This is a genomic window from Mesorhizobium sp. G2-6-1 (assembly GCF_055809095.1).
The window spans coordinates 661,190-685,540 of record NZ_CM147896.1; the positions used below are offsets into that span (position 1 = coordinate 661,190).

Genomic DNA, 24,351 nt, shown 5'->3' on the forward strand with positions numbered 1-24,351 from the left:
ATCAGGCTCCGCCAAGAACAAACGCATGAGCGACAACACGATCGGCGAGATAGACCGCAAAGATCGCGAACAGATAGAGCAATGAATAGCCAAACAGCGCCTTGGCCGGCTTCATGGTCTGATCATCGTCCGGCATATTAAGGACTTTCCACGAATACCAGACAAAGCCCATTCCAAGGAGCACCGAGACAAGACCATATGCTGCGGTTGTATAGCCGAGAAACCACGGCAAAGCCGCTATCGGCGCGAGAATGATCGCATAGGCAAAGATCTGGCGCCTGGTTGATCGAGCGCCAGCCACATTCGGCATCATCGGGATGCCGGCGCGCGCATAATCCTCGGATTTGAACAATGCCAGCGCCCAGAAATGGGGCGGGGTCCACAAGAAGATGATCAGAAACAGGATGACACTTTCAAGGCTGACCGCGCCCGTTGCCGCAGCCCAGCCGATAACCGGCGGGAAAGCACCCGCAGCACCGCCAATGACAATGTTCTGCGGGGTCCAACGCTTGAGCCACATGGTGTAGACGACCGCGTAAAAGAAGATCGTGAAAGCGAGAAGCGAAGCCGCCAGCCAATTCACCAATACGCCCAGTGTCATCACCGAAAGAGCCGACAGAACCAAACCAAAGACCAGCGCCTCACCTGACGAGATGCGGCCTGACGGAACAGGACGGGTGGCGGTTCGCGCCATAACGGCGTCGATGTCGGCATCGTACCACATATTGAGAGCGCCGGAGGCACCGGCACCAATGGCAATCGCCAGGATTGCGATGACGGCGATGAACGGGTTCATCGTCACCGGAGCCGCGACAAGCCCGACAAAGGCGGTGAAGACAACCAGCGACATGACGCGCGGCTTCAACAGCGCGAAAAAATCGCGCGAAGTCGCTTCCGACATGCGGAAGGGCGCTTCATCAATGCGTGTTTCGTCGACCAGGGCCATGTGTACTCAAAAGTCCGATCATTCTGTTTGATGAAGACGCCGGCGAACCGGCGTCCTCGAATTCAAGACAGCTTGCGCTTACTTGATGTGCGGCAGTTTTTCCCACTGATGGTAAGGCGGCGGCGAAGGCAGCTGCCATTCCAATGTTGTCGCACCCTCGCCCCATGGATTGGCACCGGCGACGCGCTTTTTCGAGAATGCCTCGAATACACCCACCAGGAATATCAAAACGCCGAATGCGGAAATGTAGGAACCGTATGACGACACCATATTCCAGCCGGCAAACGCGTCAGGATAGTCGATGTAGCGGCGTGGCATACCCGACAGGCCAAGGAAATGCTGCGGGAAGAAGATCAGGTTGACGCCGATGAACGTGACCCAGAAATGGGTGCGCGCGATGAACGGCGAATACATGTAGCCGGTCATCTTCGGGAACCAGTAATACCAACCCGCGAAGATCGCAAACACCGAGCCCAGCGACATCACGTAATGGAAATGCGCGACGACATAATAGGTGTCATGCACGGCACGATCGAAGCCGGCATTGGCAAGCTGAACGCCGGTGACGCCGCCAACCGTGAACAGGAAGACAAAGGCGATTGCCCAAAGCATTGGCGTGCGCATGCTGATGGAACCACCCCACATGGTGGCAACCCAAGAGAAGATTTTCACGCCGGTTGGAACCGCGATCACCATCGTAGCGAAAGCGAAATAACGCTGCGCGTCGAGCGAAATGCCCGTCGTGAACATGTGATGGGCCCATACGACGAAGCCCACGGCACCGATTGCCACCATGGCGTAAGCCATCCCGAGATAACCAAAGACCGGCTTCTTGGAGAAGGTGGAAATGATGTGGCTGATGATGCCGAAGCCAGGCAGGATAAGAATATAAACCTCAGGATGACCGAAAAACCAGAACAGATGCTGGAACAGGATCGGATCACCACCGCCATCAGGCACGAAGAAGGTCGTGCCGAAATTTCGGTCGGTCAAAAGCATGGTGATGCCGCCAGCCAGAACGGGCAAAGACAACAGCAACAGGAAAGCGGTGATCAACACGGACCAGGCAAAAAGCGGCATCTTGTGCAGCGTCATGCCGGGTGCGCGCATGTTGAAAATCGTAGTGATGAAATTGATCGCGCCAAGGATCGACGAAACACCGGCAATATGGATAGCAAGAATTGCAAGATCCATGGCAGGCCCCGGCTGGCCCGACGTTGAAAGCGGCGGATACATTGTCCAACCGCCACCGACACCATAAGCGCCCGGTGCGCTCGGCACGAAAGCGGAGGTGATGAGCAGGATAAGCGCAGGCGGCAACAGCCAGAACGAAATGTTGTTCATGCGCGGGAACGCCATGTCTGGCGCTCCGATCATGATCGGCACCATCCAGTTGGCGAAGCCTCCGATCAGCGCGGGCATGACCATGAAGAAGATCATGATGAGGCCGTGCGCCGTGGTGAAGGCGTTGTACATGCTCTTGCCGCCATCAATCGCGGCGTCGCCCTGGAAGCCGTAAACCATGGAAGCCAGACCGGTGAATATCTGAATTCCCGGCTCAGCAAGCTCCATGCGCATCATGACGGAGAGAAAGCCGCCAAGGATACCCGCACAAATTGCGAAAATCAGATAAAGAGTCCCGATATCCTTGTGATTGGTCGAATAGACCCAACGCACCCAGCCACGATAGGGCTTGTGTTCATCGTGAGTTGCTGCATCTGCCATGTTCGGCTCCGTTGCCTGATCTTCTGCACTCGCGGCATCAATTGCCGGCGAGCGCCACCTTGTTTGAACTATCGACCTCAGCCATCAACGCCTTGTTGGCGCCGGGCAGGTCCGTCTTGGCTTGCGCCATCCATTCATTGTACTGCGCCTCGGAGACGACGCGGATAGCAATGGGCATGAAAGCATGGTCCTGGCCGCACAGTTCGGAACACTGTCCGTAGTACAACCCTTCTTTTTCAGCCTTGAACCACGTCTCGTTCGTCCTACCCGGTACAGCATCGACCTTCAGGCCGAAGGAGGGCATGGCGAATGCGTGAATCACATCGGATGCGGTAACAAGAACGCGGGTCATGGTGTTGACCGGCACGACCATCTCGTTGTCGACGGCAAGCAGTCGCGGATATACGGCGCGATCTTCCTTGCCCAGATCGGCACGATCGTCGTCATGAAGGACAGCCGAATTGAACGAAAGCGGATCGTCGGTTTCGTACTCATAGTCCCAGTTCCACTGGTTCGCGGTCGCTTTTACCGTCAGCTTGGCCTCTTCAGGCATCGTATATTGCGCCGTCAGCAGCTGGAACGATGGAATGGCAATGAACAGGAGAACGAGAACCGGACCGACCGTCCAGATGATCTCGATCAGTGTATTGTGACTGGTGCGCGAGGCGGTCGGATTTACGCTCGCCCGGAATTTCATGATGCAATAGGCAAGCAGAAACAGAACCAGAAGCGTGATCGGAACGATGAACCACAATGTATAGTGCTCGAACCACGTGATCTGACGCATCATGTCCGTGGCAGCCGGCTGGAAATTATATTCCCATTCCGCTGGCTGCGCCGCCTGAGCGGATGCGCCGGCGAACAAAGTGGCGGCAGCGCCAAAGCTCCCTGCAAGGAATTTTCTCATCGCCCTCATCATCTCCCCTGTGCCGAGATATCGCGGCAAGCATATCCAATAGACGCCGGAACGGGAATCCCGGACATCTCATTGGTGGTTCAAACCATACTCTGTTTCCCTCTGCAAGAAAGGAGGATAGGTAGCCGTGCGGCATTTTTGCGCGCGCCAGCCGATCTTTCGCCGTTTGAGCGGCAAAATCAGCCAAGAATCAGCGACAAGGATGGGCCGCCTAGAATGACAAAATGGGCATAGTGGCGGCGATCGAGCAGCTGAGATCGCGAAATGATGCGGAAAAACCGCATTATTGCCGCACTGGAAGTCGATTGAGCGCGATCTCGTGCTTTTACTTGGCATTGTCGCAGCTTAAAGTGCAGTGATTCGCAATGGAGCCGTCATGAATTTTCGGGTCTCGAGAGCCTTGGCGAAGGTCATCTTTCTCGCCACCTTATTGTGTGCAGGATCGGCGCTTGCGGCGCAGCCGAGCGGAACCGTTCGTTCGACTCACGGTGCGTGGTCGATTATTTGCGACACACCGGCAGGTGCTACATCCGAGCAATGCGTGATGATGCAAAATGTCGTTGCCGAAGATCGCCCTGAAATGGGGCTATCCGTGGTTGTCTTGCGCACCGCCGACAACAAGGCCGAGATTTTGCGCGTTCTGGCACCGCTGGGTGTCTTGTTGCCGAACGGGCTCGGACTCAATGTCGACGGCAAAGATATCGGACGCGCCTATTTCGTGCGTTGCTTCCAGGATGGCTGCTATGCCGAGGTCATTTTGGAAAAGCCACTGCTCGATACGCTCAAGAGCGGCACTTCGGCCACCTTCATCATTTTCCAGACCCCGGAAGAAGGCATCGGCATCCCGGTTGACCTCAAAGGCTTTGCCGACGGTTTTGCCGCCCTTCCCAAATAGGATTTTGGTGCACCGCATTGCCGAATGGAGCTGTCACGCCTACATCGGTAGGCATTGCAATGCATGAGGACAGACGCGCCATGAACAGCCTGATCGGCCAATTCGACATTTCCGATGATCGCATCAAGCAGGTGGTCGCCGACACGCTTCGCGGGGCAGACGACGGCGAATTATATCTCGAATATAGCGAGAGCGAAGCCCTGATGTTCGACAATGGACGGTTAAAAACCGCCAATTTCAACACCGATCAGGGTTTCGGGCTGCGCGCCGTTGCCGGTGAGGCAAGCGGTTATGCGCATTCCAGCGAATTGTCGGAAGCTTCGCTTATGCGCGCCGCAAGTGCTGTGTCCGCGGTGAAGGATGGCCATACCGGAACGCTGGCGGCGGCTCCTGCACGCACCAATCGTCACCTCTATAGCGACGAAAACCCGATCCCTTCGCCATCTTTCGAGGCCAAGGCCAAGCTGTTGCAGGAAATCGACGGGTGGTTGCGGGCCGAAGATCCGCGTGTTCGCCAGGTTACAGCATCGCTTGGCTCGTCATGGCAGCATATCGAGATTTTACGTGCCGATGGGCAGGTGGTGCGTGATGTCCGGCCACTGGTGCGGATGAGTGTTTCGGTGATCGTTGGTGACGGGGACCGGCAGGAAAGCGGTTCCTACGGCATGGGAGGACGCACCGGGTTCGGCGATTTCCTGATTGAAGAAAGCTGGCACCACGCGGCCAAGGAGGCGCTTCGCCAGGCTCTCGTCAACCTTGAGGCTATTCCCGCGCCAGCCGGCACGTTCGACATTGTGCTTTCAAGTGGCTGGCCGGGCGTGATGCTTCATGAAGCTGTCGGGCATGGGCTAGAAGGTGACTTCAACCGAAAAAGACATCCGCCTTTGCTGGGCTTATGGGCCAACAGGTCGCCGCAAAAGGGGTAACGGTCGTCGATGATGGAACGATGACCGAGCGGCGCGGGTCGCTGACGGTCGACGATGAAGGCACGCCAACAAACCGCACCGTGTTGATCGAGGATGGCAAACTGGTCGGCTACATGCAAGATCGGCAAAATGCACGGCTGATGGGCATGAATGCGACAGGCAATGGCCGGCGCCAATCCTATGCACATGAACCCATGCCGCGCATGACCAACACATATATGACGGCTGGCGAAATGGAGCCGGAGGAAATCATCGGCTCGGTCAAGAAGGGCATCTATGCCGTGTCATTTGGCGGCGGTCAGGTCGATATCACCAGCGGCAAGTTCGTTTTCGGCTGCACCGAAGCCTACATGATCGAAAATGGCAAAGTGACCCAACCGATCAAAGGCGCGATGCTGATCGGCAATGGCCCTGACGCCATGCATCGTGTGTCGATGATCGGCAACGATATGAAACTCGACACCGGTATCGGCATGTGCGGCAAGGCGGGGCAAGGCGTGCCAGTCGGCGTCGGGCAGCCGCATCTGCGGATGAATCAGATGACCGTGGGCGGTACGCAGGTCTGAAGAACCTGAACCGTCACACTTTTCCTGAAATCGCCTACAGCCACGAAGCCTGATTTTTGGGCAAACGGTGTTCGGGATCAATCACTTTGAGGTGCACGCCACTTTTGTCGTTCCAGCGCCACAATGCCACGCAATTTCCACCAGACGACATGGCTGAGGGATAGATGACGCCATGCCATCCTTGCTTGAGCAATTGCCGCATCAACCGATAAGTTGGCGGCCTGGCTCCGCGATCCAGCATATCGCGCCACTCGCAGAGATGAATTTTCTCGCTCGTTCCAATGGCGGAAAGTGTTGCATCGTCACGCAGATCGGCCAAGCGCGCGCCTGACAGTTCAAGTTGTGCAATCAGTGCCGGGTGCTGGACAAAACCCTGATTGTACTCGGCCCATGCCGTCGACATTTCCAGCGCGGCATAGATGGTGGGCACGCCCTTTGGGTTCCAGCGCCCGCCGAAACGGGCAGCGCCCTCGCCCGACAGTGGCAAATGCCCCCATTGCGGTACGAATGCGCGCCACAAGCGGAATTTTTTCGATGTCTCAGGCATATACGCCGGAGCGAACAGCCTCCAGATAAGCGAGAACCTTGTCAGCCTTGCCTTGGCCGACAAGATCGTAGGCGGTTTTGCCCGCCCATCCCGGAATCGGCTGGTGCTTGAACCAGATTGCCGCGCGCGATGCGTCACCGGTCATCTCGCCAGCCCCGGTCATCTCGCCAGCCATTGCCAAAATGCGCACGACCGGGCTCAGCGCCGCGTCAACCTTACGCGCGCCGGCTTTCGCAGCAAGCGTATTGCGGGCCACGCCGATCAGCCCCGCAAGCTCGGTCAAATTAACGCCAAGCACCTCGGCAACCCGCCGCGCAGACAGGAACGGCATCTGGTCATCGCCGAACCGCAAGGCCGAAGCTTCAAGAGCCATCGCTGTCATAACCAGTCTCCGTGCATAAATTGGTATTATCTTGCGCAATATATGCGCATTTTATGCTCAATTCAAGCATATTGACGATCGAGTTATCCTCATCGCCTCCTTTTAGGCTTTTCCAGCAGTGCCACGGCTTCAACATGCGGCGACCAGAGGAACTGGTCGATTGGCGTAACGCTTTTCAAGCTATAGCCGCCATCGATCAGGATGCGCAGGTCGCGCGCCAGTGTTACCGGGTTGCACGACACGGCAGCAATGAGGGGAACATCGGAGCGCGCAATCTGTTTCGACTGGTCTTCCGCACCAGCGCGAGGCGGATCGAACACCACGCCATCGAACGCATTCAACTCCTTGAAGGTCAATGGACGTCGAAACAGATCACGGCGTTCATTTGTTACCTTTTTCAACCCATCGCCGAAGCGAAACGCGCGGTCGAGTGCCGAGAGTGCCCCCGTATCCGATTCTACCGCGTGGATTTCCGATTGCCCGGCCAAACGAAGCGCGAAGCTGCCGCAGCCCGCAAACAGGTCTGCTACTCTTTTCGCCCGTCTCAAATGCCCTGTGACAAGGCTTGTCATCGCCTCTTCCGCGGCCTCGGTAGCCTGAAGAAAGGAGCCGGGCGGAATGGTCACGGCTACGGAGCCAAACCTCACGACCGGCTTTTTGGGTTCGATCACGATTTCGCCGTCAACCGACACCCGCGCCAGACCTTCGCGAATGGCGAAATCGGAGGCGGCATGGCGCTGCTTGTCGTCCATCTTCCCCGACTCATAGGCTGCCACGTCAAGGCCGGTCTCGGTTGCCGTCACGGTCAAACGGAATGATTTTCTGGTTGCGCAGATCAAGCCCGCAAGCGCGCGAAGTGTGTCGAAGCGAGCAACGATTTCCGGCAGCAGGACAGGACACTCGCTCAATGGAACGATTTCCGACGACTGATGACGGTTGAACCCGAGCAATATTCCTGCATCGGTTCGCCGTGCCGTCAGTGTTGCGCGCCGCCGTGTCTGCGGTTCGCAGGCAAACAGGTCTGCGACCTCGCAGTCGATGCCAAAACCGGTCAGGGTGTGCACAATTTTGTCGCGTTTCCACTGATGGTAGGCATTCAGGTCGAAGTGCTGGAGGGCGCAGCCGCCGCATTCCGTGAAATGACGGCAGGCCGGTTCAACTCTTAAAGGCGAGGTTTCCAATACGGCCATCAAGGTTGCGCGATCACGCTGACGCGCGGCGTTTACCGCCTCACCGGGCAATGTGAAGGGTATGAAAACCTGCCCGTTTTCCGTCTCGGCGACACCATCGCCCTGTGCGCCAAGTTTTTGAATCTCAAAACGTATGCTCATTGGTCCTTGATTCCTCCAAGCAGGAATTCGCGGTTGCCGTCGCCGCCTTCGATTGGCGAAGGGTGAAGGCCAAGGGCGCGCCAACCGGGAAGGCTTCCCAACCATGCCAGCAATTCGCCCGCAACGCGCTCGCCATCGGACGGGTCTTTCAAAAGGCCACCCTTGCCAATTGCCGCTTTCCCAGCCTCGAATTGCGGCTTGACCAGCAATAAAGCGCGCGCACCCGGTTTTGCCAGTTCCAATGCTGGCGGCATCGCCAATTTCAGCGAAATGAAGCTGACATCCGAGACGATAAAATCAGGCATATGTCCGCCAAGATCGGCAGCAGAAAGATCGCGGGCATTCAACCCTTCCAGAGATGTCACGCGACGATCATCGCGGATTTTCTCGTGCATCTGGCCGTGGCCAACGTCGATGGCGATGACATGGACGGCGGCGCGCTCCAGCAACACCTGCGTGAAGCCACCCGTCGATGCGCCAATATCGAGGACTTCGCAACCGGATGGATCGAGGTCGAAACGCTCCAGCCCTGCAAGCAATTTCAATGCGGCACGCGAGACATAGGCACGCGCCGGATCATCGACGCTGATGATCGCATCAGGCGAAACGCCTTGGCCTGCCTTGTGCACAGGCTGAGCGTCCACTGTCACAGTGTTTCGCTCAATCGCATCACGGGCACGCGACCGGCTGGCAAACAAGCCCCGGCTGACGAGCAGTTCGTCAAGTCGCTGGCGTGGGGCGCGCTGGTATGGGCTGGCTGGCGAAGGGGATTTCATCGGCCTTCATTGACGAAAGCCGGCGCCGATAGCAAGCGCCGTCAATAGGCGAAGGAAGAGCTACCGCGTTTGTTCGTCGGTTCGGCCTCGCTCGTGACAATGCCGTCGGCTTCATCTTGCGGGTTCGCGGATGGCCTGACGAGCGGCAACGCATGACTTCTCACGATCACCATTTTCGGCGACAGCTTGTAGGAAAAGCCACCGCGTATGTCGCCGATTTTGCCCGCGACAATATTCATGACCGCCTTTTCCAGTTTGCGGTCATAGCGCATTTCGGCGCTTGAATGCGTTGTCGCAACGGCGAACAGACATGCCGCTGCGCATAGGATCGTCTTCACTGCCCGCCATCTCCCCGTTCGGGGATTGTTTAACAAGGCGGCCTTGAAAAAAGCCCAAGGGAGAGGGTAAGCAGAACGTCAAAAATCAGCGTAAACAAGATGTTATGTTGATCAGCAAGCAGACTGATTCAAGAAGTTGATAAACTGAATCAAGCAAATGCCTAAATGGGTCAGGCGCGCTGGACACCAGTTTCACGCCCGAGGGCTGCAAAAACGGTGCGCACGATGCCTGCTGAATCAAGGCCCGCATCGGCGTGCATCTTTTCCAGCTTGGCTTGATCGACAAAGGCGTCGGGCAGCACCAGCGGCCGCACTTTCAGGCCGGTTTCAAGCAAGCCATCGTGAGCAAGGAAGTGCAGGACATGGCTTGCGAAACCGCCGATTGCGCCTTCTTCAACGGTCACCAGAATGTCGTGCGACCTTGCCAGTCGGCGTACCAGATCCTGATCCAACGGCTTGGCAAAGCGGGCGTCGGCCACGGTGGTCGACAGACCTGCCGCACCCAGTTCCTCGGCTGCGAGAATGCAATCATGAAGCCGCGTGCCAAATGACAGAAGTGCGACCCTGGTGCCTTCCCTGACGATCCGGCCCTTGCCGATTTCCAGCACCGAACCGCGTTCGGGCATGTCAACGCCAACGCCATTGCCACGCGGATAGCGGAAGGATATCGGCCCTTCATCATAGGCGACGGCGGTGCGCAGCATATGTTTCAACTCCGCCTCATCGGACGGAGCCATGACCACGAAGCCGGGTAGCGAGGCCAGAAATGTCGTATCGAAGGCACCGCAATGCGTTGCCCCGTCGGCTCCGACAAAACCGGCGCGATCAATGGGGAAGCGGACCGGCAATTTCTGGATCGCCACATCATGCACGACCTGATCGTAGGCGCGTTGCAGAAAGGTCGAGTAAATGGCGGCGAAAGGTTTGTAGCCCTCCGTCGCAAGACCGGCGGCAAAGGTCACCGCGTGCTGCTCGGCAATGCCGACATCGAAAGTTCTCGATGGAAAGACCTCGCCAAACAGGTCAAGGCCGGTGCCACCGGGCATTGCTGCCGTAATGGCGACGATGCGATCATCCTCATGGGCTTCCTGAACCAGTGCCTGGGCAAACACCTTGGTATAGCCCGGCGCGTTGGCCGGTGCCTTGGCCTGAGCGCCGGTGATGACATCGAAGCGGTTGACGCCGTGATACTTGTCGGCGGCGGCTTCGGCTGGCGCATAGCCCTTGCCCTTTTGCGTCACGACATGGATCAGCACCGGTCCATCGCCATGATCGCGGACATTCTTTAGCACCGGAACGAGATGTTCCAGATTGTGGCCGTCAATGGGGCCGATGTGGAAAAAGCCCATCTCCTCGAACAGCGTTCCGCCCGTGACATAGCCGCGTGCATGTTCCACTGCACGGGTGATGGCGCGATCAGCGCGTTTGCCGAGATAGGCGGTCAGTTTCTTGCCGAGTTCGCGAAACCCCTGATAGGTTCGCCCGGATGCCAGACGCGCCAGATAGGCACTCATCGCGCCGGTCGGCGGGGCAATCGACATGTCGTTGTCGTTCAAGATGACAATAAGGCGCGAATCGAGCGCGCCCGCATTGTTCAATGCCTCGTAAGCCATTCCTGCCGACAACGCGCCATCGCCAATGACGGCGATCACATTGTTTTTGCCCCCCGACAGGTCACGCGCCACCGCCATGCCAAGACCGGACGAGATCGACGTGGAAGAGTGCGCCGCGCCGAACGGATCATATTCACTCTCTTCGCGCTTGGTAAAACCGGAAAGCCCGCCCTCCTGTCTCAAGGTACGAATACGGTCGCGGCGGCCCGTCAGGATTTTGTGCGGATAGGTCTGGTGTCCAACGTCCCAGATCAGGCGATCCTCCGGCGTATTGAAAACGTAGTGTAGAGCAACCGTCAATTCGACGACACCAAGGCCGGCACCCAGATGCCCGCCGGTCTGGGAAACGACGTCGATGAGTTCCGCGCGTAATTCCGAGGCCAGTTGCGGCAAATCGCTCTCAGGCAATGCCCGCAATTCGGCAGAGACGCCTGCCTTGTCCAGCAAGGGGGTATCGGGTTTCGCGGTCAATTGATGCGCCCTATCCGTTCTTGTTGCTTACGAAGCGGGATAGGCTGGCGAAGCGGGAATGTAAATGCGCGAGCGCCATCAACCCTCAGGCAAAGGGATGAACTCTTCCTCATCGCCGGGAACGATATCAAATTTGCCGGTTTTCCATTCCTGCTTGGCCTGTTCGATGCGCTCCTTCGAAGATGATACGAAGTTCCACCAGATGTAGCGATTCGAGCCAAGTGACGCGCCACCAAACAGCATGAAATGGGCACCGTGTTCCGAACTGATGACGATTTCATCGCCCGGCTTGAACACCAAAAGGCGCTCGGCCGGGAAGCGGTCCCCGGAGATCGACACCTCGCCGTCCAGCGTATAGATCGCACGCTCTTCTGCGTCGCCGGGAATTTTTACCTTGGCACCGGGGGCCAGCCGGATGTCGGCATAAAGCGTTTCCGATGTCGCCTTGACGGGAGAGTTCAGCCCCGAAAATGCGCCAATAACAACGCGACCGCTAACCCCGTCGGCATCGAATTGCGGCAGCGTGGCACTGGCGGTATTTTCAAAAACCGGCGTTATCTCTTCCTTGCTATCTGGCAAAGCAAGCCAGGTCTGCAACCCGGATACGGACATCGGCGCGCCGCGAAGTTCTTCAGGCGTGCGCTCGGAATGGACGATGCCCCGCCCTGCGGTCATCAAATTCACGTCTCCAGGCTTGATTACCATTTCGGTGCCGAGCGAATCGCGGTGCCTGATCTTGCCGTCGAACAGATAGGTCACCGTTGAAAGACCGATATGCGGATGGGGACGCACATCTAGCGCCTTACCGGCCCGAAGGATCGCAGGCCCCATCCTGTCGAAGAAGATGAAAGGCCCGACCAGCCTGCGCTTGGCCGTCGGCAAGGCGCGGCGCACCTGAAAGCCATCTATGTCGCGTGCATTGGGAACGACCATGAGTTCGATCTGGTCGCACGCAAATTGATCGCCGATATCAGGATCGTTTCCGGGGAAAAAGCTCATGGCCAGACACCTTGCTTGAAAAGATAAATTTTAGCCTACCCAGATCATCCCGTTCAGGAAAGACGCGATAAAGCGACGAACCGTTCATTAAAGTGCAGATCGGACCACGTTCTATTCTGCGTCGAGAGGCTCGGTTCCCACAGGTTTGCCATCGCGCGACAGGCGAATTTTCTCCACCTTGTCCTCGGCCATCTTCAACAGCTTGTCGCAATGGGCCTTCAACGCTTCGCCGCGTTCATAAATGCGGATCGACTGGTCGAGCGCTACATCGCCACGCTCCAAATCCTCGACGATTTTCTCCAGCGCTTCGAGCGCCTGTTCAAAGCTCATTACCTTGACGTCGTCATTTGCTTCGTCAGCCATGCTTATCCCTTCATCAAGCGTGCGACATGAGCCGCAACCGAGAATGCCAATCCCTGCAGATCGTAACCGCCTTCCAGCAGGCTGACGAGCCGGTTGTCACAATGGCGCGATGCCCGGTCCAGCAACTCGGCTGTCGCCCAGTCAAAATCATCTTCGGTAAGATTGATCTCGGCAAGCGGATCAAGGTGATGGGCATCAAAACCAGCCGATATGATAATCAGATCCGGCGCAAACGCATCAAGTGCTGGCAAAACCCGCGAGCGGAAAGCCTCGCGAAACAGATCAGATCCGGTCTGCGGTGCCAAAGGCGCGTTGACGATATTTCCCGTTCCGACCTCATCCTTGGCACCCGTGCCCGGATAAAGCGGCATCTGATGCGTCGAGCAATAAAGAACGGAAGGATCGTCAAAAAAGATGTCTTGCGTGCCATTGCCGTGATGGACGTCCCAATCGACGATTGCAACGCGCTCGACGCCATGTCTGGTTTGTGCGTGACGCGCCGCGATTGCGGCATTGTTGAAGAGGCAAAAGCCCATCGCCGTTGTTTTTTCTGCGTGGTGCCCCGGTGGCCGCGAGGCCACGAATACATTATCGGCATGACCTTCAAAAACATCGTCAACCGCGGCGTTTGCCGCGCCAATCGCGGTCAGGGAAGCCTGCCAGCTTTTCGGGCTGGCCGTGGTATCGGCATCTATGCGGGCAATGCCGGTATCGGGAATTCCATTTCGAACACGTTCAACGAACTCAGCCGGATGCGCATAAAGAATAGTTGCCTCGTCGCCTTCAGGTGCCTGGACGCGATCCAGTGCGGCGAAGGCTTCATCATCGAGCATACGCTCGACAGCGCGCAAGCGATCCGGGCGTTCGGGATGACCGGGCGGGGTGATATGTTCAAGATAAATCGGATGGGTATAAAGGCGGGTGGTCATAACCCGATATAGGCGCGCATGACCTGTTTGGCCATGTTTTCACTCTTGTCTCAGGCAATGATCAACAGAATCCACGGTTCGGGACCATTACGCCGGCCGCGCGCCGCCCATTGAACCAAGCGCCTTGTCCTTCAGGTCGCGGAATTTGGACGAGACTTCGGCCAATTTGCGATCCCATTCGGGATCGGGAACCTGACCTTCGATGGTTTTGAAATAGACCTGCATGAGCGAAGCAATGGCAAATGGCTCGATCAATGCCGCCTTGAGCGCCCAAGCAAAGACAATGGCCAAGGCAAATGCCCAGCCGCCAAACTGGCCCGGCATGAAATAAAGAACCGCGCCCGCAGGTGCGATCATGAACAGGAAGACAAGAAACGAAACGCCCCACATGATGAGCGCGAGCCATATGGCATTCTTGACCATGACCTTGCCGTTTTGCGCATAAAGCACGACGCCCTGGCGTGCATTCTCGAAGGGCGAAGCCGCATCCATGCGGATATTATAGCCGAGGATAATTTCATCAACATAGGTCAATGACAACCGGATCACGGAGTTGACGAACTTCACCAGTCCGGCAAGTCCGGGAACGGGCAGGAATGCCGCTATGCCGCCAATCAGGCCGGTGATTGCCCGAATTGCGCCCTTTACCAGTTGATCGACAACGAAAAGGATATTGGCCTCGGCGAAACGCTGCGTCACGACGTCTTTGGCATAGGTGATCTGATCCTGCCCGCCGGGAATTTCACGACCGTCGATGAGATGCACCATGACGGCGATGTGCCCCGCCTTGACGACATAGAGAATGTATTCGCGGATCCAGTAGACAACAATCGAGACGAGGCCGAAGCCGACAACACCGCCCCACACCGCAAAAGAAGCTGGGCTACCGGGGTCTGTCGATATGTGCCCTACACCGTAACCCACGCCTGCGCCGGCACCGGTCGCGGCGATGTAGGCTAGGGTAATGGCGAAATAGACGATCATGCGAAAGACGATGAAGGGCCATGTCCGCATCATGATCGACAACGACTTGCCGATGCTGAAATCCCACATCATCCGAATCTCCCCTCACAGGCGGACTGAGGATGATTGCAAGGCGCTGGATGGTCAATTGCCCTCGACTGGCCCACACAGTCTTTTTCCCGGAATTGCCTTAGAGAATCTCGGTATTGGCGATCTTGATACCAAAGCCTTCCAGTCCGACATAGTGACGCTCGCGCGACGAGATAAGGTTGATCGAAGAAATGCCAAGATCCTTGAGGATTTGGGCGCCAAGGCCGATTTCACGCCATTCATTTTCGCGGCGCCGGGCTTCGTCATGTTCTTCGCGTTCACCGGATGCGGGGCGCTTTCTTTCCTGATGGGCAACGCCGACCGAGCCTTCACGCAGATATACAATGACGCCGCGCTGTCGCTCGCCCATTTCACGCATGATCGCATCCAGCCGATGGTCGGTGCCGAACACGTCCGTCACGACATCTTCGGGATGCAGGCGCACCGGCACGTTCTCGCCGTCGCGAATATCACCGAAGACAACAGCCAGATGCTGCATGACGTCCCAAGGCAATGTGTAAGTGTGGATTGTGGCTTTGCCGCCCGGCGTATCAATTTGCGAGCTGGCAATGCGTTCAACCAGCGTTTCCTGCCGCTGGCGATAGGCAATGAGATCGGCAACCGAAACCTGCCGTAGACCATGTTCCCTGGCAAACGCCGCAACCTGGGGGCCGCGCTTGACCGTCCCGTCATCATTGACCAGTTCCGAGATCACGCCGATGGGCGGCAGGTCGGCAAGCTTGCACAGATCAACCGCCGCTTCCGTGTGGCCCGAGCGCATGAGCACACCGCCTTCGCGCGCGATCAACGGGAAGACATGTCCGGGGCGAACGAAATCAGAACCGCCGACATTGCCATTGGCAAGATTTCGCACTGTCAGTGTCCGGTCGTCAGCCGAAATGCCGGTCGTGGTGCCATGTTTGAAGTCGACGCTGACCGTGAATGCCGTGGTGTGCGCCGAATCATTGTCGGCAACCATCGGCGTTAGATTGAGTCGCTTTGCCTCCTCCCGCGGCATTGGCGCACAGACAATGCCCGAAGTGTGACGCACGATGAACGCCATTTTTTCCGGCGTGCAATGCACAGCCGCAACAATGAGATCGCCCTCGTTTTCGCGCCCGTCATCATCCATCACCACAACGATTTCGCCGCGCTCGAAAGCGCGCAATGCATCAACGATCTGCTTCTGGTCATAGGACATTTGGTCTGGCTTCCAGTTGAAACTGCGGATGGGGGCGATCAAATGCGTCCGGTCTGGCCGCGATGACGCAGGTAATGGTCGGCTATAGCACAGGCAACCATGGCCTCACCGATCGGAACCGCACGAATGCCGACACACGGATCGTGACGCCCCTTGGTCTGCACATCGACATCGCGGCCATCCTTGTCGATGGACTTGCGCGGCGTCAGGATCGAAGATGTCGGCTTGACGGCGAAACGCGCCACAATTGGCTGTCCGGTCGAGATGCCACCGAGAATGCCACCAGCATGGTTGGCAAGAAAGACGGGCTTGCCATCGTTACCCACGCGCATTTCGTCGGCATTTTGTTCACCGGTTATGCGGGCGGCTTCAAAACCATCGCCGATTTCCACACCTTTGACGGCATTGATCGACATGAGGCCGGACGCAATATCCTGATCGAGCTTGGCATATACGGGCGCGCCAAGGCCGGCTGGAACACCATCGGCGACGATTTCGATGACGGCACCAACGGAAGAGCCCGCCTTGCGGATAGCGTCGAGATAATCAGCGAATATGGGGACCGACGCGGGGTCCGGCGTAAAGAATGGATTTTCAGCCTCGCCAACGAAATTCCAGTTCCAGTTGGCTCGGTCGATGGCTTTTTGCCCCATCGAGACGAGCGCACCACGTACGACCATGCCGGGCACAATTTTTCGCGCCAATGCGCCTGCGGCCACACGCGCTGCAGTTTCGCGGGCAGAGGAACGCCCGCCGCCGCGATGATCGCGCAGTCCATATTTCGTCTCATAAGTATAATCGGCATGACCCGGCCGATATTGCCGGGCAATTTCGCCATAATCTTTCGAGCGCTGGTCAACATTTTCAACCATCATTGAAACCGGTGTACCGGTGGTGACAAGGGTTTTTCCGTCATCATCAACGATGAAACCTGAGAGTATCTTGACCTCGTCTGGCTCGCGACGCTGGGTGACGAAGCGCGATTGGCCAGGACGGCGCTTGTCCAGTTCGGCCTGAATTTCCGCCTGCGTGAAGCGAATGCCGGGCGGGCAGCCATCGACGACGCAGCCAAGCGCTGCACCGTGGCTTTCGCCCCAGGTGGTCACACGGAAAAGATGGCCGAAGGTATTATGAGACATTTCGCTGAAGCCCTGCCCTGCCGGCAAGCAACCGGTTCAAGCCAGCCTTCTATTGGCGTTTTTTGCAAGGGTCAAACTATGATCGGCCTGTGATCGGTCTGTCTAAGCTTTGACACAATGGGCTGGTTTCTGCTCTTTTCGTTTCGCTCCACACTTGCCCGGCGCGAAGCCGCTTCGGGTACAACGAAATATGAGGTCGACAATGCATACCCTGATCGGGCGTACCCTTCCATGTGCGCTTGCCGCATTCCTGTTCATTTCGACGTCCGCCCTTGCCGAACAAACGGAAGGGCATATCGAGAAAGTCGACAAGGATACGATGACGCTCACGCTGGATGATGGCGCATCATACAAGCTTAATGCGGAAATGGACGTCGATGCGCTGAAGCCGGGCATGGACATCGTCATCGCCTATGACGTTACCAACGGCGAAAACGTGATTACCGACATGGAAATCTCGGAATAACCGAGACCGCACGGCACGAACTTTTATTCGAGCCACTGAAGGTGGCCATCCGCCAGCCTGAGAATGCGATCCTGGGGCGTGCCGATTGAGGCCGCCTCAGCCTTCTCGACTTTTTCCACCAGTCGAAACAGGGCGCGAATAACGCCACCATGGGTAACGCATACTGTCGGGACTTGCAGCGATTCGAACCATGGCCTGATGCGCTCAAGCAGCATCTGATAACTTTCCGCACCTTCTCCCGGTGGCTGAAAATCCCATTTGTCCAACCCGCGCCCGCGCGTCGAGCCCGGATGGCGCGCTTCAAGCTCTTCGATCGTGTAGCCTTGCCACTCGCCGAAATTCATTTCCACCAACCGGGGATCGGTGCGATAGCCGTCAGCATCAAGACCCATCGCAACGCGCACGCGTTGCATGGTGTGGCGCGTGCGCACCATCGGGCTTGCGACAAAATCGAAGGCATCGGGATTGTCGATAAGCTGGGCCAGATGCTGCCCGTTGCGGCTCGCTTCCTCGCAGCCGAGCGCATTCAGGTCGATGTCGGCCTGTCCCTGCAAGCGTTCTTCAGCATTCCACTCGGTTTGGCCGTGGCGCAAGATATAGACAAGCGGAGACATGGCGAACGAACGTCCTTCAGCAAAAGCCGGCATCTGTTGGAAAAGTCAGCGCAAATTTGCGCAACGAACCTAGTTATGGAGCGGCTCAGTCTTTGATAGAATCACTGAGCCGGTCCAAGTATTTTCTTCATGCAAGTCGTTGCCCCAAAACCGCTACACACTTTTGGGCGACATGCTTTTTGTTTCATGCATGTCATTACCCCAAAACCGCTGCACACTTTTGGGCGACATGCTTTTTGTTTCATGCATGTCGTTACCCCAAAACCGCTGCACACTTTTGGGCGACATGCATTAGACCGTAGAAATATCCGGTGCGTCGACGGCCTTCATGCCCACGACATGATAGCCGGAATCGACGTGGTGGACCTCGCCGGTCACGCCGCGCGACAGGTCCGACAACAGATAGAGGCCGGAATCGCCGACTTCCTCAGGTGTTACCGTGCGCTTCAATGGCGAATTATATTCGTTCCATTTGAGGATATAGCGGAAATCGCCAATGCCGGACGCGGCGAGCGTCTTGATGGGACCGGCCGAGATCGCATTGACGCGGATGCCGCGCGAGCCGAGATCAACCGCCAGATAGCGAACGCTGGCTTCCAATGCCGCTTTGGCAACGCCCATGACATTGTAGTGCGGCATGACCTTTTCAGCGCCGTAATAGGTCAACGTCAAAAGCGAGCCGCCATCATTCATGATGGCCTCGGCGCGTTTGGCGATATCGGTGAACGAAAAGACCGAGATTTCCATGGTGCGCGAGAAATTTGCACGCGTGGTTTCGACATAGCGCCCGTCAAGCTCCTCCTTGTCGGAAAAAGCGATGGCGTGAACGAGAAAGTCGATCTTGCCGAAATGACTGGTAACATCGGCAAAAACGGCATCGAGGCTTGCCGCGTCGGTCACGTCGCAATGGCCCGCAACATGGGCACCCAGTTCGGTAGCAAGCGGCTCGACGCGCTTCTTGAACGCCTCGCCTTGATATGTCATCGCGATTTCCGCGCCATGATCGACGCAAGCCTTGGCTATTCCCCAGGCAATCGATCGATTGTTGGCGACACCGAGAATGAGGCCTTTTTTGCCGGCCATTAGGCCCTGTTCACCCGCCATATGAGCGTACTCCGGACATTTGTGCTTGGAACAAGCCCTATCGCACAGGCACACAAAGCCTTCAAGCGTGCAAACGCATAGTCGGCACAGCTAAAGCTGGCAGTTTCAGTTGGTTTTGGTGCGCATCAAGGCTTCGAGATCGCTGTCACCACCTTCGGGCAGCATCAGCCGGACATGCACGTAGAGGTCTGCGTGCCCACCGGTTTTTTCCGGCAGGCCGCGGCCTTTGAGGCGCAATACCTTGTCGGAACTCGACCATGCCGGCACGTTCAACGCCAGTTTTCCAGTTGGCGTTTCCACGGCCACTTTCGCGCCCAGCACCGCGTCGCTTAGCGAAACGGGAAGGTCGGCGTGAAGGTCGCGCCCTTCGACACGGTAGCGCGGATGGCGGCGAAACCTGATCTTGACGAGCGCATCACCTGCCCCACCATAACCCTGTTCACCCTGTCCTTTCAGCCTGATTGTCTGGCCGTCTTCAACATAGGCCGGCAATTTCACGGCAATCTTGCGCCCGCCAGGAAATTGCGCCGTCACCTTTGCAGCAGTCGCGGCCTCTTCGATGGTGATGTCGAGCGTCGCATTGACATCACTGCCAACCGGGGCCTGACGCCTGCGCTCGCCTGCCCCGGCTCCCGCGCGCTGCTTGGCGAAGGCATCGCCGAAAATCTGGCTGAAAACGTCTGCGCCGCCAAAAGCCTCGGCACCCTGACCAGTGGAACGAAATTCGAAATGCGAACTGCCGGGGCCTTGCTGCTGGCGGCGAAATCCCGCAAACGGGTCTGCCCCGCCTGCATTTTCAAAGCCTTGATACAGGGGTTTGCCGTCAGCGCCGATCTCGCCCCGGTCGAATGCGGCACGAGCCTTTTCGTCGCCGATGACCTCATAGGCCTGACTGGCCGCAGCAAAACGGTCCTTCGCCTTGGGATCATCCGGATTTTGATCTGGATGATTCTTCTTGGCGAGCTTGCGATATGCCGATTTTATATCCTTGGACGAAGCACTGCGTGCAACACCCAGAACTTCATATGGGTCGCGCATAAATCCTGCCTGAAAGACAAAACGAGTTCATGGTCGCCTTGTATATGCGCCTGCATAGGAAGAAATTCCAGTGCTGCATTGCAGGCAAACCGGATAATCAGACAGCCGAGAAGCCATTAAATTGCCAAATACCCGCACCAAGCGCGCAAATGCGCCCTTTCAACAGCGCCACGCCGTCAAACCTCTCACGAGTCGTGGTAAACGACCGGCAAAGCTTTCCTCCAACTTCGGATTCGCTCAAATGGGTGATCGACCCGCGCGAACCAGTATCGGGATTGGCCCACGGCACGGCGTTGCCGGCCAATCCCTGAAGGTCGGCAGACGACACCGCATTGCGGATCGTTACCTGATCGGCAGCCAATTCAACGTCCGTCGAGGTAGACAAGGATGGGTTTTCAGGCACATTGCTGGTGATGATCGAGCGGTCGATCTCGGCCTTTTCCAGACTGAAACCGCCAGCCCCACAGCCAGATAGCAAAACGATGGCCTGGAAAACCGCAATTTTCCTGCTGGCCGATACGAAATTACCCGACTGCCAACTGTCAAAGGTCTGCGCGATACGCAACAATCGGTAGTCTCCCCGCTAGAGCGGTTCAGCTTTTGATAGAATCACCGAACTGCCCCAAGTATTTGTTTTCGCACAATTCCGGACGAAAAGCCGTTGCACCTTTTTGCTGGAATTGTTCTAAAAGATTAAAATTGAGAAAACTATGAGCGAAATGCAGTTAACATCTGGTGACTTTACCGAAAGTTCAGAGCCTTACCGGTTGTTTGCCGAATGGCTGGATGATGCGACGAAATCGGAGCCCAACGATCCGAACGGCGTTGCCCTGGCGAGCGTCGATCCTGACGGAATGCCGGATGTGCGCATGGTACTGCTCAAAGGCTTTGATGAGCGCGGCTTCGTTTTCTACACGAATTTTGAAAGCGCCAAGGGTCGCGAGATTTTAGCCAGCATGAAGGCTGCCATGTGTTTCCACTGGAAATCGCTGCGCCGCCAGGTCAGAGTGCGCGGCGCGGTCGAGGTCGTCAGTGACACCGAAGCCGATGCCTATTATCAAAGCCGCCCGCGCGGCAGCCGCATCGGTGCGTGGGCTTCAAAACAATCGCGGCCTTTGGAAAGCCGCTTCGCGCTGGAAAAGGCGGTCGCCGAATACACCGCCCGCTACGCGATTGGTGATATTCCCCGCCCCGATTATTGGTCAGGCTTTCGCATTCTGCCGCAGACAATCGAGTTCTGGCACGACCGCCCATTCCGGCTGCACGACCGCGTTGTGTTCAGCCGGACAGGTGAAGATAGCTGGAGCAAAGAGCGGCTTTATCCGTGAGGCTTGTATCAATGGCCGCGAGGATCAGGCCTTCTTGCGGTTCATAAAAGCGACAAGTGCAGCCCTTGCCTCGTCAGACTGAAGCCGTTCGCGGAAATGCTCACCCTCCTCCTTGATGCGCGCAACGAGCGCATCTTGCGAACCGCGCATCAGGTCGCGGGCAATCTTCAATGCCTGTGGCGGTTTGGCTGCGATGGTCTCGGCGGCAGCCAACGTCACCGTTTCCAGATCGTTTTCCTCGACAACATCATAGATCAACCCCGTTTCTTTCGCCTCAGCTGCCGATAATCCTTCGCCAAGGCCAAGCAAGGCAAATGCACGCTGGCGTCCAAGAATTTGCGGTACTAGCAGACTGGAACCTGCTTCCGGGACGAGGCCAAGATCGACAAACGGTGTTTTGAAAATGGTGCGTGGCGTTGCGAAAGTGAGGTCGCAATGGAGATTGAGCGTCGTTCCGATGCCGACCGCAATGCCATCGACACCGGAGACCATCGGCTTTTGCGACATCGCCAACGCCAGCAGGAAATCCCAGACTTCCGCGCCACCTTCCGCACCCGTTGCCACGGCCAGAAAATCGGCAAGGTCGTTGCCCGCCGAAAAGGCACCCGGAACCCCCAGGAATACATGGGCCCGGACCTCCGGGTCGCCATCGCCTTCAGCCAGTGCCGACGCCATTTTCGCGTACATTGCACGCGTCAACGCGTTCTTCTTGTCGGGCCGATTGATGCGGATGACCTGCACCGCGCCGCGCCGTTCGATAAGGATATGATCGGTCAAAACTCAGCACCCCTGATGATCAAGTGAAAATTAGCGCCTGTCCGGCAGCCGTGAGGCTGGAAGCGCCGCCGATAACACGATCTTTCAACGCGCCGACTTCACCAAGATGATTCTCGGCGAAAAATCTGCACAATGCGATGCGCGCTTCCGATGGATCGGCCAATGCGGCGCGGGCGAGATAGGCACCTCCCGCGGCAAGCGCCATCAATCTGAGATAAGGCGTTGCACCGGCCAGAACATCGCCGGTCGCGCCCTTTTCAAGCTGGTACTGCAAGAAGCGGGTGGTCTCCGAAAGATCGTCAAGCGCCTGATCGAGCAGGTCCGACGTCTGCCCGAACCCGGCGAGCCCCGAGGTACGGATGGCACTGGCAATGGCGATCAACTCGTCAATATAGCGGTGTACCTGCTCACCATCGCCCAATGGCAATTTGCGCGTGACAAGATCAATTGCCTGAATGCCATTGGTGCCTTCGTAGATCGGTGCAATGCGGGCATCGCGATAAAGAACAGCCGCGCCCGTTTCCTCGATGAACCCCATACCGCCATGCACCTGAATGCCAAGTGATGCCACCTCCACGCCAATATCGGTAGAAAATGCCTTGGCCAGCGGGGTCAGCAAATTTGCACGATCAAGCCAGTTGGTTCGTTCGTCACCTTGCGTCGCGCTGCCCATGTCGGTCGCATGGGCGCAGCTATAGCATATCGCGCGGGCGATCTGGGTCAGTGCCTTCATGGTCAACAGATCGCGCTGGACATCCGGGTGATGAACGATTGGCGCCATGCCATTGCCCGAATGGCTGGCTGCCTTGCCCTGGCGCCGTTCATTGGCGAAGGCGAGCGCCTTCTGGGATGCCGCCTCGGCGATGGCAACGCCTTCCATGCCGACAGCAAGCCGGGCATTGTTCATCATCGTGAACATGCAAGCCAGACCCTTGTTTTCCTCGCCGACAAGCCAGCCAACAGCGCCCGGCGTGGCGTCCTCAAAACCTTCACCATAGATCATGGTGCAAGTCGGCGAGGCATGAATGCCCAGCTTGTGCTCCAGCCCGGAACAGAAAACGTCATTGCGCGCACCAAGCGAACCGTCGTCATTGACGAAAAATTTCGGCACGAGAAACAACGAAATCCCGCGGGTGCCTGCCGGAGCGTCGGGCAAGCGCGCCAACACCAGATGAACAATATTGTCGGTGAAATCATGCTCGCCATAGGTAATGAATATCTTTTGGCCGAAGATTCGATAGGAACCATCGGAGCCGCGTTCCGCACGCGTGCGCAAAGCACCCACATCCGACCCGGCCTGCGGCTCGGTCAGGTTCATCGTGCCCATCCACGCGCCTGAAACCAGTTTCGACAGATATGTTGCCTTCAAGTCGTCGCTGGCATGTTTATCAATTGCCTCGATGGCTCCCATTGTCAGGGTCGGGCCAAGACCAAAGGCCATTGATGCGCCATTCCACATCTCGAAAGCCGCCATGGCCACCATGGCTGGCAAAGCCTGTCCGCCATGCTCTTGCGGTCCTGAAAGGGCGTTCCAGCCACCTTCGGTCCAGCGCTGGTAAAGGTCTTTCCAGCCCGGTGGCATCGTGACGATGGCGTCTTTGAGAACGGCACCTGTTTCATCACCGACCTTGGCGAGTGGTGCAATCTCGTCGGATGCGAAGCGCCCGGCTTCTTGCAACACTGCATCGACAAGGTCCTCGCTCAGTTCTTCATGCGCACCCGAGGCGAGCACATCCTTGAGACCGGAAACGTGCTTCAAGGTGAAAGCAATTTCCTCAACGGGTGCTTGATACATGCCGTTCGCTCCTGCCTGATCGTCATTTTTCTCAGATGCACCGCCGCCACAATAGCAGCGCGGGCAATATTCACGCTCTCACTACCTTTTACGTAAGCGTCAAAATATTGTCA

At 57.2% G+C, this 24,351-nt stretch carries 24 protein-coding genes and 1 pseudogene; 4 read left to right on the plus strand and 21 right to left on the minus strand.

What is annotated here, in order from left to right:
* Position 1: 1 nt before the first annotated feature.
* The 3 genes from AC0L7S_RS03185 to coxB all read right to left on the minus strand — a co-directional run bounded on the left by AC0L7S_RS03185 (position 2) and on the right by coxB (position 3,578).
* Positions 2-946, minus strand: a complete 945-nt coding sequence (locus AC0L7S_RS03185) for a heme o synthase (RefSeq protein WP_473473039.1) — start codon at positions 944-946, stop codon at positions 2-4.
* A gap of 78 nt (positions 947-1,024) precedes the next feature.
* Positions 1,025-2,671 carry a cytochrome c oxidase subunit I gene (gene ctaD / locus AC0L7S_RS03190; protein WP_473473040.1) on the minus strand — a complete coding sequence of 549 codons (1,647 nt, stop codon included), beginning with the start codon at positions 2,669-2,671 and terminating at the stop codon, positions 1,025-1,027.
* A 37-nt stretch (positions 2,672-2,708) separates the two neighbouring features.
* A complete protein-coding gene (coxB, locus tag AC0L7S_RS03195; RefSeq protein ID WP_473473041.1) occupies positions 2,709-3,578 on the minus strand; it encodes a cytochrome c oxidase subunit II in 870 nt (289 codons plus the stop codon).
* 385 nt (positions 3,579-3,963) lie between these two features.
* Here coxB and AC0L7S_RS03200 point away from each other — a divergent pair, with 385 nt between their 5' ends.
* Positions 3,964-4,482, plus strand: a complete 519-nt coding sequence (locus AC0L7S_RS03200; RefSeq protein WP_473473042.1) for an invasion associated locus B family protein — start codon at positions 3,964-3,966, stop codon at positions 4,480-4,482.
* Positions 4,483-4,562: 80 nt separating this feature from the next.
* Positions 4,563-5,974: pseudogene (gene tldD, locus AC0L7S_RS03205) on the plus strand (metalloprotease TldD).
* A 34-nt stretch (positions 5,975-6,008) separates the two neighbouring features.
* Here tldD and AC0L7S_RS03210 read toward each other — a convergent pair.
* From AC0L7S_RS03210 to aroC, 12 genes are all read right to left on the minus strand, one after another.
* The gene (locus AC0L7S_RS03210; protein ID WP_473473044.1) at positions 6,009-6,521 is read right to left on the minus strand and encodes an RES family NAD+ phosphorylase; all 513 of its coding nucleotides are present in this window, start codon (positions 6,519-6,521) and stop codon (positions 6,009-6,011) included.
* A complete protein-coding gene (locus AC0L7S_RS03215) occupies positions 6,514-6,903 on the minus strand; it encodes an antitoxin Xre/MbcA/ParS toxin-binding domain-containing protein (protein ID WP_473473046.1) in 390 nt (129 codons plus the stop codon). Before AC0L7S_RS03215 ends, AC0L7S_RS03210 begins: the two co-directional genes overlap by 8 nt.
* 89 nt (positions 6,904-6,992) lie before the next feature.
* Entirely contained in the window at positions 6,993-8,234 is a 1,242-nt protein-coding gene (locus AC0L7S_RS03220; RefSeq protein WP_473473047.1) for a class I SAM-dependent RNA methyltransferase, read from the minus strand.
* On the minus strand, positions 8,231-9,010 hold the full coding sequence (locus tag AC0L7S_RS03225) for a TlyA family RNA methyltransferase (protein ID WP_473473048.1): 780 nt from the start codon (positions 9,008-9,010) through the stop codon (positions 8,231-8,233). The genes AC0L7S_RS03220 and AC0L7S_RS03225 overlap by 4 nt, the downstream gene beginning before the upstream one ends.
* A gap of 41 nt (positions 9,011-9,051) precedes the next feature.
* Positions 9,052-9,348 carry a hypothetical protein gene (locus AC0L7S_RS03230; RefSeq protein WP_473473049.1) on the minus strand — a complete coding sequence of 99 codons (297 nt, stop codon included), beginning with the start codon at positions 9,346-9,348 and terminating at the stop codon, positions 9,052-9,054.
* Between the two features lie 170 nt (positions 9,349-9,518).
* A complete protein-coding gene (gene dxs, locus AC0L7S_RS03235) occupies positions 9,519-11,432 on the minus strand; it encodes a 1-deoxy-D-xylulose-5-phosphate synthase (protein ID WP_473473050.1) in 1,914 nt (637 codons plus the stop codon).
* Positions 11,433-11,510: 78 nt separating this feature from the next.
* A complete protein-coding gene (locus AC0L7S_RS03240; protein WP_473473051.1) occupies positions 11,511-12,431 on the minus strand; it encodes a pirin family protein in 921 nt (306 codons plus the stop codon).
* 111 nt (positions 12,432-12,542) lie between these two features.
* Positions 12,543-12,794 (minus strand): exodeoxyribonuclease VII small subunit, encoded by a 252-nt coding sequence (locus AC0L7S_RS03245; RefSeq protein ID WP_473473052.1) that lies wholly within the window; start codon positions 12,792-12,794, stop codon positions 12,543-12,545.
* 2 nt (positions 12,795-12,796) lie between these two features.
* Positions 12,797-13,723 (minus strand): histone deacetylase family protein, encoded by a 927-nt coding sequence (locus tag AC0L7S_RS03250; RefSeq protein ID WP_473473053.1) that lies wholly within the window; start codon positions 13,721-13,723, stop codon positions 12,797-12,799.
* Between the two features lie 87 nt (positions 13,724-13,810).
* Entirely contained in the window at positions 13,811-14,776 is a 966-nt protein-coding gene (locus tag AC0L7S_RS03255) for a hypothetical protein (RefSeq protein ID WP_473474153.1), read from the minus strand.
* A 100-nt stretch (positions 14,777-14,876) separates the two neighbouring features.
* On the minus strand, positions 14,877-15,977 hold the full coding sequence (gene ribB / locus AC0L7S_RS03260; RefSeq protein ID WP_473473054.1) for a 3,4-dihydroxy-2-butanone-4-phosphate synthase: 1,101 nt from the start codon (positions 15,975-15,977) through the stop codon (positions 14,877-14,879).
* Positions 15,978-16,015: 38 nt separating this feature from the next.
* Complete coding sequence (gene aroC / locus AC0L7S_RS03265; RefSeq protein ID WP_473473055.1) at positions 16,016-17,116, minus strand: chorismate synthase; 1,101 nt, start codon at positions 17,114-17,116, stop codon at positions 16,016-16,018.
* A gap of 202 nt (positions 17,117-17,318) precedes the next feature.
* Between aroC and AC0L7S_RS03270 the strand changes: the two genes are divergently transcribed.
* Positions 17,319-17,582 carry a DUF1344 domain-containing protein gene (locus tag AC0L7S_RS03270; RefSeq protein WP_473473056.1) on the plus strand — a complete coding sequence of 88 codons (264 nt, stop codon included), beginning with the start codon at positions 17,319-17,321 and terminating at the stop codon, positions 17,580-17,582.
* A 23-nt stretch (positions 17,583-17,605) separates the two neighbouring features.
* Here the strand turns inward: AC0L7S_RS03270 and AC0L7S_RS03275 are convergent, their stop codons facing one another.
* From AC0L7S_RS03275 to AC0L7S_RS03290, 4 genes are all read right to left on the minus strand, one after another.
* Positions 17,606-18,196: a histidine phosphatase family protein gene (locus tag AC0L7S_RS03275; RefSeq protein ID WP_473473057.1), complete on the minus strand. Its 591-nt coding sequence runs from the start codon at positions 18,194-18,196 to the stop codon at positions 17,606-17,608.
* 291 nt (positions 18,197-18,487) lie between these two features.
* The gene (gene fabI, locus AC0L7S_RS03280) at positions 18,488-19,300 is read right to left on the minus strand and encodes an enoyl-ACP reductase FabI (protein ID WP_473473058.1); all 813 of its coding nucleotides are present in this window, start codon (positions 19,298-19,300) and stop codon (positions 18,488-18,490) included.
* A gap of 105 nt (positions 19,301-19,405) precedes the next feature.
* Entirely contained in the window at positions 19,406-20,338 is a 933-nt protein-coding gene (locus AC0L7S_RS03285; protein ID WP_473473059.1) for a DnaJ C-terminal domain-containing protein, read from the minus strand.
* A 97-nt stretch (positions 20,339-20,435) separates the two neighbouring features.
* Positions 20,436-20,906 (minus strand): RT0821/Lpp0805 family surface protein, encoded by a 471-nt coding sequence (locus AC0L7S_RS03290; RefSeq protein ID WP_473473060.1) that lies wholly within the window; start codon positions 20,904-20,906, stop codon positions 20,436-20,438.
* 142 nt (positions 20,907-21,048) lie between these two features.
* Between AC0L7S_RS03290 and pdxH the strand changes: the two genes are divergently transcribed.
* Entirely contained in the window at positions 21,049-21,666 is a 618-nt protein-coding gene (gene pdxH, locus AC0L7S_RS03295; RefSeq protein WP_473473061.1) for a pyridoxamine 5'-phosphate oxidase, read from the plus strand.
* Positions 21,667-21,690: 24 nt separating this feature from the next.
* Here the strand turns inward: pdxH and AC0L7S_RS03300 are convergent, their stop codons facing one another.
* Positions 21,691-22,443, minus strand: a complete 753-nt coding sequence (locus tag AC0L7S_RS03300; protein WP_473473062.1) for a crotonase/enoyl-CoA hydratase family protein — start codon at positions 22,441-22,443, stop codon at positions 21,691-21,693.
* A gap of 19 nt (positions 22,444-22,462) precedes the next feature.
* Complete coding sequence (locus tag AC0L7S_RS03305; RefSeq protein ID WP_473473063.1) at positions 22,463-24,238, minus strand: acyl-CoA dehydrogenase; 1,776 nt, start codon at positions 24,236-24,238, stop codon at positions 22,463-22,465.
* Between the last annotated feature and the right edge of the window lie 113 nt (positions 24,239-24,351).